The organism is Clostridioides difficile ATCC 9689 = DSM 1296, assembly GCF_001077535.1.
GTDB lineage: Bacteria > Bacillota > Clostridia > Peptostreptococcales > Peptostreptococcaceae > Clostridioides > Clostridioides difficile.
In genome coordinates this window covers 3,702,959-3,715,351 of sequence record NZ_CP011968.1, presented here as the reverse complement: position 1 = coordinate 3,715,351, position 12,393 = coordinate 3,702,959, and the positions used below count along the sequence as shown (strand labels likewise).

Genomic DNA, 12,393 nt, shown 5'->3' with positions numbered 1-12,393 from the left:
ATTAGATTTAAGATTTATAAAAGGCAGAAAGGCTAATATTTTATGAACAATATATACTCAAAAACTAAATTACAAGAAAATAGTAAGGATAAAGTTTTTGAAAATAGTTATAGTCTAGTGGACTACAAATATTTAAATTCTTTTAATGTAGAAGTAAGCAAAATAAATGAACATGAAGTATCAATAGATAATGAAGAAATAATTGCAGAATATCCACTTAGTTTTATTTTAAATGATAAATATATAAATACATTTTTATGTACCCCATATAATTTAGAGGAACTTATAGTAGGATTCTTGAAAACAAAAGGATACATAGAAAACAAAAAAAGCTTATTAAAATTTGAGATAAATGAGAGTGAACGTTTTGCAAAAGTAACTATTCAAGAGAAACAAAAAAATCAAGATGAGCAAATTATATTTTTAAATTCACTAGACTATATAACATGTGCTCCTGTAAAGAGCAATATAAAAATAAATTATGATACGATTTACAGTATAATGGATAAAAATTTAAATTCATCAGAATTATTTAAAAATACTGGTGGGGTACATAGTGTATCTGTATTTAATTTTGATAAAAAAATAGTCACTTGTGAAGATGTAGCAAGGCATAATGCAATGGATAAGGCTATTGGATTTTGTGTTTTAAATGACATAACATTAAAAGATAAAATTGTGGCTGTAAGTGGAAGAATATCATTGGAAATGATATTAAAAGCAGCTATGACTCAAATTCCTATTGTAGTATCAAAATCAGCACCGACTAATTTATCAATAGAGCTTTCTAAAAAATTAAATATAACGCTTATTGGATTTGTAAGAGGAAGACGGATGAATATTTATGCAAATCCACAGAGAGTTATCAAAAAGTGAGAATGAATATATGTGTACTAAAAAAGAAGAGCAAAGATATTCAAAGTGTGAAATCTGTGGAGTATTAATTGATGATACTGATAAGGTATATAATAACACATACAATTTGTGCAAAAAATGTAAACGAAATATAAGTACTGAGAAAATAGTGAAATATATAAATATATATGATGAAAATAACTAGAGGGTTGGAAATATACAAATTGAAAGGTGGGATAATATGAAAAATAAAATAGGCTCTTTTGTAATAGCAGACCCAAACAAATGTACAGGTTGTAGAGCTTGTGAAGTAGCTTGTTTTACAATGCATAATCAGCATAATAATGTGGGTTATACAGTTGGAACAGTTGATATACCTGTTATACCTAGACTTTACTTAGTAAAAGGTGACAATTTCTGTATGCCAATACAGTGTAGACATTGTGAAGATGCTCCTTGTTTAAACTCATGTCCACAAAAAGCTATAGTTAAAGAAAACAATATTATGTCTGTAAATGAAGAAAAGTGTATAGGATGTAAAACTTGTCTGCTAGCATGTCCTTTTGGAGCTATAGACTTACTTCCACAATATGAAGATGGTAAAGAAGTAGAACAAGTAATTTTAGATGAAAATAAGAAGATAGCTTATAAATGTGACTTATGTAAAGACAATGAAAAAATAGCTTGTATAAGTGCATGTCCTCAGGAAGCATTAAAACTTGTTACTCCAATAGATGACAAAAAAGCTAAGAATAGACAAGCTGCACTTAGTTTATTGTTAACAAATAAATAAAGGATACAGGGGTAGGTGACGTTTATGATAATAAATATAGATAAGGATTTATGTACTGGATGTAGAGAATGTTCAAAGGTCTGTCCAGTAAATGCTATTGAAGGTGAAGAGGGAAAGCCACAAGAGATAAATTTAGATAGATGTGTTATGTGCGGTCAATGTGTTCAAACTTGTAAATCTTATGCCTCAGTTATAGATGAAGGATTTGAGTTTTTACAAGAGAAAAAACAAGAAAGAGAGATACCAGAGTCTATAAATGAACCTATATTTGCAGCATACAATGTATGTGATATAGATAAGGTGAAGAAAGCTTTAAGTGACCCAAATGTATTCACTATGGTCCAATGTGCACCAGCAGTTAGAGTTGCTTTAGGAGAAGATTTCGGATATTATTTAGGATACTTAGGTGCTGGGAAAATGGCAGCAGCACTTAGAGCTTTAAATTTTGATAGAGTCTACGATACTAATTTTGCAGCAGATTTAACTATAATGGAAGAAGGTAGTGAATTAATTAAAAGAGTGACAGAAGGTGGAACTCTTCCAATGTTTACATCTTGTTGTCCAGCTTGGGTAAAATTCATGGAAAAAAATTATCCTAAATTAACTAATCATTTATCTTCTTGTAAATCACCTCAGCAGATGGGTGGTGCAATATTTAAAACTTATGGTGCAGAGATAAATAATGTAGATGCATCAAAGATATTTAGTGTTTCTATAATGCCATGTACATGTAAAAAATATGAATGTGATAGAGAAGAAATGGATTCTAGTGGATATAGAGATGTAGATGTAGTATTAACTACTAGAGAACTAGCTTATTTAATAAAAGACATGGGAATTGATTTTAAAAATTTAAGAGAAGAAAAATTTGATAGTCCTTTAGGTAGTTATAGTGGAGCTGGAACTATCTTTGGTGTTACTGGTGGGGTTATGGAAGCTGCTATAAGAACAGGATATGAGCTTATAACTGGAGAAAGTATTCCTGATGTAGAAGTAAAACAAGTAAGAGGAGAAAATGGTTTTAGAAAGTCAACTATTAAAATAGGAGACTTAGACTTAAGAGTTGGAGTAGTAAGTGGATTAAAAAATGTAATACCAGTGCTTGAAGACTTGGAAAAAGGAAAATTAGATGTAGATTTTATTGAAGTTATGACTTGTCCTGTTGGGTGTGTAAGTGGTGGAGGTCAACCAAAAATTTTACTAGAAGAATATAAGGAATTGGCTTATGAAAATAGAACAAAAGCAACATACGTGCATGATGAACATTTAGCAATTAGAAAATCTCATGAGAATCCTGATATTAAAAAACTGTATGATGAATATCTGGTAGAACCATTAGGAGAAAAATCTCATCATCTATTACACACTACATATTGTATAGGAAAGGAAGTGGCTAAGTGATGAACTATTTTGTTATAGCAGACCCTGATAAATGCATAGGATGTAGAACTTGTATGATAGGATGTGTAGTTGCACATTCAGATGAAGATATTTTTTACCAAAATCCAGATGAAATAAATTTTAATCCAAAACTTTCTGTCATAAAGACAAAAGAAGTAAGTGCTCCAATACAGTGTAGACATTGTGAAGATGCTCCTTGTGCAAAGGCATGTCCAAATGGTGGTATAGTTAGGGTTGGTAACACAATAAAAATCAATGAAGAAAATTGTATAGGATGTAAGACTTGTATGTTAGCATGTCCTATAGGTGCAATAGACATAGTTACATTAAAAGATGTAGATGAAGGAAAGCTTTGCTTTAGAGAAAGAATGACAGCAAATAAGTGTGATTTTTGTATAGAATCGCCAGAAGGGCCTGCATGTGTAAATGTTTGTCCAACTAAGGCATTTACTATAGTTAAGGATGAGGATATAGATAGTAAAGTTAAAAATAAGAGAAAATTAGCTATATTGTAATATAAAAAAGATGGAGTTTTATTTATGATTAAAAGCTCCATCTTTTTTATTATAATATTTATATATCTAAAAATCAATTATTGCATTAGTTTATCTAATCTTTCTTTATTCAATTTTTTCATTCCTATAGAAGTTATAATAAGTAAAGTATAGGCAATTATAACTGATAAAATTATAATAGACCAAGAAAATCTGTATCCAAAATTATCAACTAACAATCCAAATAATGTTGAACCTAATGCAAATCCCACTGCAAAAATTAATTGTACGATTCCATATATGCTACCAAACTCCTTTTGACCAAAGAAAGAGCCAGTTAAATAAGCAGGACCAATCATATAAGCAAATACAGAAAGACCTTTCAAAATGGCAAATACAAATGCAAAAGTAGAAGATTTATCTACCAATAGTAATGATAAAGTTGCTATAAGAACCAATACAAAAGATATAATAAGTGGCTTTGTTTGACCGAATTTATCAAACAATAATCCTCCAAATAAATTACCAATGAGAGCAAATAAAGCAAATGTGGAGCCTACTGTTCCTATTAGAATAGGATTTAGATAATTTCTAAGATAAGTTGGATATTGTACAGATAATGATGAAACATATATACCAACAAATATAAATCCAATAGTCATAATCCAAAAATATTTAATTTTTTTAGCTTCTTTTAATGTATAACCCCATACTGAAGGAGAAATTTTATCAGATGCTTTCTCTTTTTTACCTTTAGATTTTACCTTTTCATTAATATCTTTAGGCATCCTGAGTATAAATAATATTACAGGTATACCAACTATTAATGCTATAATTCCAAATATTAGATAAGAACGACTGTATCCTTGAGTTGCTAATAAGCGAACTGCAAGTGGTTGTAGAAATATACTACCAATAGAACCACCAGCAAAAGCAAAGCCCAAAGCTTTTCCTTTGCTTTCTTCATCAAACCAAGCACTTATTAAAACAGGTATTCCTATAGCAGATATAATTGTAGCGCCAATTTGAACAATACATGATACAGTGTAAAATTGCCATAGTTCAGTACATATAGAAAAAGTAGCAAAAGCAATACTAGAAATTATACAACCTAATAAATATAGTATCTTAATATTGACTTTAGAAAATAATACACCTATAAAAGGTGATGCAATTGCTGAGGCAATAGTACCAATAGTGAATATTAGAGAAAAAGAAGCTAAACTAAAGCCTTCTCCTTCTACAACATAACTTATAAATTGAGGCTGTATACTTGCTACAATACTAAATGGAACAGCTTGTATTAACATACAACCAAGTACTATAACCCAAGCATTTGAAAAGTTTTTAATGCTAAATTTATTGTTTAGTAATGTATTCATGGTATCTCTCCTTTAGGTTATGATTTGTAGATATTAATCTAATTATTCTAATTTTATATATTAGTTTTGGATAGCCTAACTATTTAAATATAATTTGGGTATTAATATAAAAATTAACTATAAAAATTGATTATTTTAAATGTATGGGGTAAATTAAAGTATATAAATAAATGAAAGGATGGATAAAATGTCATTTGAAAAAATAAATAATAATAACCTAGATAAAATACACAACAGGAAGTGTATTATGCTTGTAAACTTTAATAAAAAAGAATTATCATTAATTAAAAACGTAAGTAACTTTGCTGTAATAAGAGACCATATCATCTTAAGTGATAAAAATGGAGAGAATATAATAAGAGACATTTTAGATGGAAATATATCAAATGAATGTGAAAATGGGATTAAGAGTAAGTCTGTAATATTTAATAACACTCCAAGCACACAAGTAAATGCATTTTTAGAAGGGCTAAAAAAAGTGAGAATAAATAGACCTTTTACAGCTATGGTAACAGAGACATCTATTGATTGGACATTGAATAATTTAATAGAAAATTTAGTTCAAGAACGTAATGCTATGTCTTTAGGAAAAACAATTGAACATAAGTAAATTTAAGATATCTTATAGTAATTTTAACTAATGTACATTGAGTATCATATTATATTTTAGAATATAAAATTTTAAATGTGGGTAGATGGAGGAGATTTGAGATGAAAGTTTTATTTACAATAAATTATGGAAAAGAAAAATTTGATAAAATAAGAGAATTAGGCTATGATGTCATACATTACTCTGAAGATAGTATTGAAAATAATGAGGATGTAAATACAGCAGATGTACTAGTTACATACAATCCATTTGAGAGATTAGATATTTCTAAGATGAAAAATTTACAATATATACAGACAACTAGTGTAGGTATAGACCAACTTCCAAAAGAAGAGGTATTGAAGAGAAATATTAAGATAGCTAATAATAGAGGCGGATATAGTGTACCTATTGGTGAAAGTATTGTATTGTATATTTTAGAAATATATAAAAATAGTGCAAAATTTTTTAAACAACAACAAAATAAAGAATGGAAGATGGATTTTTCTGTATCAGAATTGTATGGACAAAGAGTTGGATTTTTAGGAACAGGTACTATATCTTCAGAAGCAGCAAAAAGATTAAAAGCTTTTGGTGTAGAAATATGGGGTGTCAATACTGATGGAAGTAGTAAAAAATACTTTGATAAGTGTTTTGCTACTGAGGATATGAATATTGTATTTGAAGAATGTGATATAGTAGTTGTAGCAATGCCTTCTACAAAAAGTACAGATGGAATAGTAAACAAAGATATGTTTAAACTTATGAAAGATGGTTCTGTATTTATAAATGTAGGTAGAGGAAATACAGTTAATCAGAAAGATTTAGAAGAATGTGTAGAGAAATTTAGAGGGGTAGCATTAGACGTATTTGAAAGTGAACCTTTAAACAAGGACAATAAGTTGTGGGAGTGCGAAAATGTCATAGTAACTCCTCATAATTCTTGGGTGTCAGATAAAAACAAAGAGAGAACATTTAATATGGTTTATAATAATTTGAAACACTATATAATGGAGAATAAACCTGTAGATAATGTTGTAGACATATCAAGAGGCTATTAAAAATAAAAAATTTTGATAAAAATAAAAACTCTTATTAGTCGTATTAAAGATACTAATAAGAGTTTTTTTTGTAATAAATTTAAAGCCAAAAAAGTGATATACTAAAAAATATATAAATAGGAGATAATTAATTATAGGGAAATTTCAAAATAATTTAATTTTAAAAATATGAAGAGGTGCAAAAAGTGAGCATAAAAGATGAAATTAATAAACTTATAGAGACAATAAACTACCATAATGAAAGGTATTATAATCAAGATAGCCCAGAAATATCAGATTATGAATACGATAAGTTAATGAAGGAGTTAATTTCTTTAGAAGAAGAACATCCAGAACTAAAGAGAATTGATTCTCCAACAAATAGGGTAGGAGGTAAGCCATTAGATAAGTTCAATCAAATTGTACATAAAACTCCTATGTTGAGTTTATCAAATGCTTTTTCAGAGCAAGATTTGAGAGATTTTGATAAGAGAGTTCAAGAATATGTGGGAGAAAATGTTGAATATGTTGTTGAATTTAAAATAGATGGTCTTTCTGTAGGTCTAACTTATAACAATGGAGAGTTTGAAAAAGGAGCAACTAGAGGAGATGGAGTTGTAGGAGAAGATATTTCTCAAAACTTAATGACAGTAAAAAGCATACCTCTTAAGATAAATGATAAAAAAGAACTAATAGTTAGAGGAGAAGTATATATATCAAAAGATAATTTTAGAAAAGTAAATGAACAACAAGAAGAACAAGAACAGCCATTATTTGCTAATCCAAGGAATCTTGCAGCTGGTTCATTGAGACAATTAGACCCAAAACTAACAGCAAAGAGACCATTAGATATATTTGTATTTAATATGGAAAATATAGAAGAATACGATTTAGAAAGTCACAGTGAATCACTAGAGTACTTAGAAAAACTAGGATTTTCAGTAAGTCAGAGTTATAAAGTTTGTAAAAGTATAGATGAAGTTATTGAGCATATTGAATACTGGACAGATAACAGGGGTAATTTAGACTACGAAATAGATGGTATGGTAATAAAAGTAAACAATATAAAACAAAGAGACGAAATGGGATATACAGCCAAAAGTCCTAGATGGGCAATTGCATATAAATTCCCAGCAGAAAAGAAGAAAACTAAAATAGTAGATATAATAGTAGAAGTTGGGAGAACTGGTACAATAACACCTTCAGCAATTCTTGAACCAGTCAGACTTGCAGGTACTACTGTAAGTAGAGCTACACTTCACAATGAAGATTATATAAGAGAAAAAGATATAAAAATAAATGATACAGTATTAGTTCAAAAAGCAGGGGACATAATACCTCAAGTTTTAGAAGTTATAAAAGAAGAACGTACTGGAGATGAAATAGATTTTAAAATGCCAGAAAAGTGTCCAGTTTGTTCAGAGCCAACAATAAGATTAGAAGGAGAGGCTGCTGTAAAATGTATCAATATGTCTTGCCCAGCCCAAATAAGAAGGGGAATTATACACTTTGTGTCAAGGGATGCAATGAATATAGATGGATTGGGAGAATCTATAATTACACTGCTATTAAATGAAAAAATTATTCAAGATGTATCTGATTTATATTATATAAAAAAGGAAGATGTAGTCGACCTAGAGAGAATGGGCGAAAAATCTGCTGACAATTTAATAAATTCAATTGAAAAATCAAAAGAAAATGATTTATGGAGACTTATAAATGGATTAGGTATTAAATTTATAGGAGTTAAAGCAGCTAAGATACTTGCATATAACTTTAAGGATTTAGATGAAGTAATTTCTGCAACTAGTGAGCAACTAGAAGAATTAGAGGAATTTGGAAGTATAATGGCAAACAGCGTTGTCGAGTTTTTTAAGGAAGACAAAAATATGAACGTTATAAACAAGTTAAAAAATGTAGGAGTAAATACAAAATCATTGGATAATACAGGTGAAAAAGTAGAAAAAATATTTGAAGGGATGAAAATCGTATTGACTGGTACACTTCCTACATTAAAAAGAAATGATGCAAAAGATATGATAGAAAAAAGAGGTGGAAAAGCTACATCTAGTGTTAGTAAATCGACAACATTTGTTTTGGCAGGTGAAGAAGCTGGTTCTAAACTTACTAAAGCAAGTGATTTAGGAATTAAAGTTATAGATGAAGAGAGATTTTTAGAATTATTAAAGTTATCATCGAAAGATGAAGTAAAAGCTGTATTAGAGAGTTAAAAAGTCGCTTAATTTAGTAGAAAACTACTATAATTAATGATAGAATAGTTCAGTAAGCTAATAAGATTACGAAAAATGACAATAATTAATATTTGACAAAATTAAAAATTATAAAAATAAATTTATAAAAAATAAAAAATATGAGAAAGGATATAAAAAATGACCAGAAGTTATGATAGAAGTAATGAACAGATAAGACCTGTAAAGATAACTAGAGATTATACAAAGTATGCAGAAGGTTCTGTTCTTATAGAAATGGGAGAGACAAAGGTTATATGCACTGCATCAGTGGAAGAAAAAGTTCCTCCTTTTTTAAGAAATAGTGGTACTGGATGGATAAATGCTGAATATTCTATGCTACCAAGAGCAACACAACAAAGAAAGATAAGAGATGCATCTAGGGGAAAAATTGATGGAAGAACACAAGAAATACAGAGGTTAATAGGAAGAGCAATAAGGTCTGTTGTAGACTTGAATAAATTAGGAGAAAGAACTATTTGGGTAGATTGTGATGTGATTCAGGCAGATGGTGGAACTAGAACTGCATCTATAACAGGGGCATTTGTAGCAGTTGCAGAAGCAATATATAAATTATATAAAGCAAAGACAATAAAAGAGATGCCAATAACAAATTTTGTATCTGCAATTAGTGTTGGTATTGTAAATGGAATACACATGCTAGATTTATGTTATGAAGAAGATTCTAAAGCACAGGTAGATATGAATATAATAATGACTGATAAGTGTGAGTTTGTAGAAGTACAGGGGACAGGAGAAGAGAAACCTTTTTCGAGAGCAGATTTAAATTTATTGTTAGAGTTAGGTGAAAAAGGGAATAAAGAATTAATAAGGCTTCAAAGAGAAGCTTTAGGTGAAATAGCAGATGAGATATTGGGTATGGATTATGGTAATGAAGTAGTGATTGCTACTAATAATGCTCATAAGCTAGAAGAAATAGGTGAAATCTTAAAAGATTTTGAATATAAAGTGTACTCTTTAAAAGATGTTGATTTAGCAGGTATAGAGATAGTAGAAGATGGAAAAACATTTGAGCATAATGCGTTGATAAAAGCTAGAACAATAGCAAAAAAGACTAAACTTATAGCAATATCAGATGATTCTGGCTTAGAAGTAGATGCTTTAGGCAAAAAACCTGGTGTTTATTCAGCTAGATATGCAGGAGAACATGCAACAGATGAAGAAAATAGAAAAAAACTGTTAAAAGCTATGCAAAATGTACCAATGAGCAAAAGAAATGCAAGATTCGTCTCTGCAATAGCAGTAGTTTTTCCTGATGGAAAAGAATTTGTAGTAAGAGGAATTTGTGAAGGAATGATAGGATTTGAAGAAAAAGGTAAAAATGGTTTTGGATATGATAGCTTATTTATAGTAAAAGGATATGATAAGACTTTTGGTGAAATACCTAGTGTTATAAAAAATTCAATCAGTCATAGAGCAAACGCACTAAAACTTATGAAACAAGAGTTTATAAAAAGGGTAGTGAAGTAATGAAAATAGGCATAGTAAGCGACACACATATGATGATTAAAAATATGGAAAAAACAATACCATATTTGAAAGAATGTGACCTAATAATTCATGCAGGAGATAACTTTACTGATTCAAGATATATTCATAGCATGACTAATGTAGGTATTATTGCAGTTAAAGGTAATTGTGACTTTGATGCTGTTGAGGAAGAAGTTGTCTTTGAAGTGGCAAATAAAACCATATTCTTATGCCATGGAGATAAGTATGGTGTAAAATATGGAACTAATATGTTAGAAAAAAAGGCAACTGAAGTTGATGCTGATATAGTTATATTTGGCCATACCCATACCCCATTTAGAGAAATTAAAGATGGTGTACTTTACATAAATCCTGGAAGCACTTCACTTCCAAGAGGAGTATCGTATAAAAGTTTTGTCATTATGAATATAGAAGAAGATGACATAAAAATTGAAGAAATACGCATATAAAGGTGTATTTATCTAAAAAAATGGCAAAAAACGCTCAAAAAATTAAATTTTATCAAATAAGTACAACGATATTAATGGAACACTTGTAAATAAAAAAACTTATGTGATATAATTAAGTGGTTGAATTATAAATAGAATGAATTATAATACCGTTATCGGGTATTACATAAATATCACTAGGAGGATTAGAAGGATGAAAGCAGAACTAATTAAAAAAGAGGGTAATAAAGTTACTTTAAAAATAACAGTAGATAACAATAAATTTGAAGCAGCAGTAAATAAGGCTTATAATAAAAGCAGAAATAAATACAATATACCTGGATTTAGAAAAGGTAAAGCTCCAAGAATTGTTATAGAGACTCAATACGGAAAAGGTATATTCTACAATGATGCTATAGAAATATTATTCCCAGAAGTTTATCCAGAAGCTATCAAGGAATTAGACATAGACCCAATAGACAATCCAGATTTAGATATAGAAGAAATAAGTAAAGACAATGGGTTGGTTATGGTTCTTAATGTAGAAGTTAAACCAGAGTTTGAATTAGGAAACTACAAGGGTATAGAAATAGCTAAGGTTGAGAATACTGTAAGTGACGAAAATGTTGATGCTAAACTACAAGAAATGGTTGAAAAAAATGCCAGATTAGTAAGTGTAGAAGACAAAGCTTTAGAAGATGGAGATACAGCTATAATAGACTTCGAAGGTTTTGAAAATGGTGTAGCTTTTGATGGTGGTAAAGGTGAAAATTATAACTTAGTTATAGGTTCAAACACATTTATACCAGGATTTGAAGAACAATTAGTAGGTAAAAAAGCTGGTGAAGAAGTAGAAGTTAATGTTACTTTCCCAGAAGAATATCACTCACAAGATTTAGCTGGAAAACCAGTTGTATTTAATGTAAAAATAAATGATGTAAAAGTAAAAGAATTATCTGCACTTGATGATGAATTTGCTAAAGATACTAGTGAATTTGATTCTTTAGATGAATTAAAAGCAGATGTAAGAGCTAATTTAGAAGAAGAAGCTAAAAATAGAGCAGATGCAGAAACTAGAAATTCAGTAGTAGAAAAAGTTGCTGAAAATACAGAAATAGAAATACCAGAAGTTATGATACAACATCAAATAGATAATATGTTAAATGAACTTAACTACCAATTACAATATCAAGGATTTGGATTACAACAATTACTAGAGATGACTGGTAGAACTATGGAAGAATTAAGAGAAGAGAGAAAAGAAGATGCTAAAAAATTAGTTAAGTCTTCTTTAGTATTAGAAGCAATAACTAAAGCTGAAGGAATTGAAGCAACAGAAGAAGAATTTAAGGCTGAGTTAGAAAAAATGGCTTCTGCTTACAATATGGAAGTAGAAAAAATAGAAGCTTCTTTAAGAGATGCTGACAAAGAAGATATAAAAGGTCAAATAAAAATAAGAAAAACAATAGATTTATTAGTTGATAATGCAACAATAGCTTAATAAAATAAACGCTAACTAATATAGTTGACGTTATGAAATGTTTAGTATATAATGATGTGCAAATATAATTTAGTTAAATGCGTATAATAATTTACAGTAGCTTAAAAAAAGCTACTGTAAATTATATAGAATAAAGGGGGTATAAAACC

12 protein-coding genes are annotated in these 12,393 nt (G+C 29.2%); 11 read left to right on the top strand and 1 reads right to left on the bottom strand.

Features of this window, described 5'->3' with window-relative positions; translation table 11 throughout:
* The first annotated feature begins 42 nt into the window (after positions 1–42).
* The 5 genes from fdhD to CDIF1296T_RS17190 are packed head-to-tail and all read left to right on the top strand — an operon-like array spanning position 43 to position 3,564.
* A complete protein-coding gene (gene fdhD / locus CDIF1296T_RS17210; protein WP_009898490.1) occupies positions 43–876 on the top strand; it encodes a formate dehydrogenase accessory sulfurtransferase FdhD in 834 nt (277 codons plus the stop codon).
* A 10-nt stretch (positions 877–886) separates the two neighbouring features.
* Positions 887–1,060, top strand: coding sequence for a hypothetical protein (locus CDIF1296T_RS17205; protein ID WP_021368799.1), 174 nt, complete (start codon positions 887–889; stop codon positions 1,058–1,060).
* A gap of 36 nt (positions 1,061–1,096) precedes the next feature.
* Positions 1,097–1,648, top strand: a complete 552-nt coding sequence (locus CDIF1296T_RS17200; RefSeq protein WP_009891793.1) for a 4Fe-4S dicluster domain-containing protein — start codon at positions 1,097–1,099, stop codon at positions 1,646–1,648.
* A gap of 24 nt (positions 1,649–1,672) precedes the next feature.
* Positions 1,673–3,049, top strand: a complete 1,377-nt coding sequence (locus CDIF1296T_RS17195) for a [FeFe] hydrogenase, group A (RefSeq protein ID WP_003417040.1) — start codon at positions 1,673–1,675, stop codon at positions 3,047–3,049.
* On the top strand, positions 3,049–3,564 hold the full coding sequence (locus tag CDIF1296T_RS17190) for a 4Fe-4S dicluster domain-containing protein (protein ID WP_003417046.1): 516 nt from the start codon (positions 3,049–3,051) through the stop codon (positions 3,562–3,564). The genes CDIF1296T_RS17195 and CDIF1296T_RS17190 overlap by 1 nt, the downstream gene beginning before the upstream one ends.
* A 77-nt stretch (positions 3,565–3,641) precedes the next feature.
* Here the strand turns inward: CDIF1296T_RS17190 and CDIF1296T_RS17185 are convergent, their stop codons facing one another.
* Positions 3,642–4,925, bottom strand: coding sequence for a conjugated bile salt MFS transporter (locus CDIF1296T_RS17185; protein ID WP_009898487.1), 1,284 nt, complete (start codon positions 4,923–4,925; stop codon positions 3,642–3,644).
* A gap of 187 nt (positions 4,926–5,112) precedes the next feature.
* On the opposite strand from CDIF1296T_RS17185, the gene CDIF1296T_RS17180 reads away from it, so the two are divergent.
* From CDIF1296T_RS17180 to tig, 6 genes are all read left to right on the top strand, one after another.
* The gene (locus CDIF1296T_RS17180) at positions 5,113–5,535 is read left to right on the top strand and encodes a DUF3783 domain-containing protein (protein WP_018112711.1); all 423 of its coding nucleotides are present in this window, start codon (positions 5,113–5,115) and stop codon (positions 5,533–5,535) included.
* A gap of 101 nt (positions 5,536–5,636) precedes the next feature.
* On the top strand, positions 5,637–6,575 hold the full coding sequence (locus tag CDIF1296T_RS17175) for a phosphoglycerate dehydrogenase (RefSeq protein WP_009891785.1): 939 nt from the start codon (positions 5,637–5,639) through the stop codon (positions 6,573–6,575).
* Positions 6,576–6,760: 185 nt separating this feature from the next.
* Positions 6,761–8,785: an NAD-dependent DNA ligase LigA gene (gene ligA, locus CDIF1296T_RS17170; RefSeq protein WP_009898482.1), complete on the top strand. Its 2,025-nt coding sequence runs from the start codon at positions 6,761–6,763 to the stop codon at positions 8,783–8,785.
* Positions 8,786–8,944: 159 nt separating this feature from the next.
* Entirely contained in the window at positions 8,945–10,294 is a 1,350-nt protein-coding gene (gene rph, locus CDIF1296T_RS17165; RefSeq protein WP_009898480.1) for a ribonuclease PH, read from the top strand.
* Positions 10,294–10,764: a metallophosphoesterase family protein gene (locus CDIF1296T_RS17160; protein WP_009898478.1), complete on the top strand. Its 471-nt coding sequence runs from the start codon at positions 10,294–10,296 to the stop codon at positions 10,762–10,764. Before rph ends, CDIF1296T_RS17160 begins: the two co-directional genes overlap by 1 nt.
* Before the next feature lie 193 nt (positions 10,765–10,957).
* Positions 10,958–12,244 carry a trigger factor gene (gene tig / locus CDIF1296T_RS17155; RefSeq protein WP_009898476.1) on the top strand — a complete coding sequence of 429 codons (1,287 nt, stop codon included), beginning with the start codon at positions 10,958–10,960 and terminating at the stop codon, positions 12,242–12,244.
* Positions 12,245–12,393: the final 149 nt, after the last annotated feature.

Bases quoted from the DNA above. Each gene is read 5' to 3' on its own strand.
- CDIF1296T_RS17185 (WP_009898487.1), bottom strand. From the start codon at position 4,925: ATGAATACATTACTAAACAATAAATTTAGCATTAAAAACTTTTCAAAT.
- CDIF1296T_RS17175 (WP_009891785.1), top strand. From the start codon at position 5,637: ATGAAAGTTTTATTTACAATAAATTATGGAAAAGAAAAATTTGATAAA.
- rph (WP_009898480.1), top strand. From the start codon at position 8,945: ATGACCAGAAGTTATGATAGAAGTAATGAACAGATAAGACCTGTAAAG.
- CDIF1296T_RS17190 (WP_003417046.1), top strand. From the start codon at position 3,049: ATGAACTATTTTGTTATAGCAGACCCTGATAAATGCATAGGATGTAGA.
- CDIF1296T_RS17195 (WP_003417040.1), top strand. From the start codon at position 1,673: ATGATAATAAATATAGATAAGGATTTATGTACTGGATGTAGAGAATGT.
- CDIF1296T_RS17205 (WP_021368799.1), top strand. From the start codon at position 887: ATGTGTACTAAAAAAGAAGAGCAAAGATATTCAAAGTGTGAAATCTGT.
- tig (WP_009898476.1), top strand. From the start codon at position 10,958: ATGAAAGCAGAACTAATTAAAAAAGAGGGTAATAAAGTTACTTTAAAA.
- CDIF1296T_RS17200 (WP_009891793.1), top strand. From the start codon at position 1,097: ATGAAAAATAAAATAGGCTCTTTTGTAATAGCAGACCCAAACAAATGT.
- CDIF1296T_RS17160 (WP_009898478.1), top strand. From the start codon at position 10,294: ATGAAAATAGGCATAGTAAGCGACACACATATGATGATTAAAAATATG.
- fdhD (WP_009898490.1), top strand. From the start codon at position 43: ATGAACAATATATACTCAAAAACTAAATTACAAGAAAATAGTAAGGAT.
- CDIF1296T_RS17180 (WP_018112711.1), top strand. From the start codon at position 5,113: ATGTCATTTGAAAAAATAAATAATAATAACCTAGATAAAATACACAAC.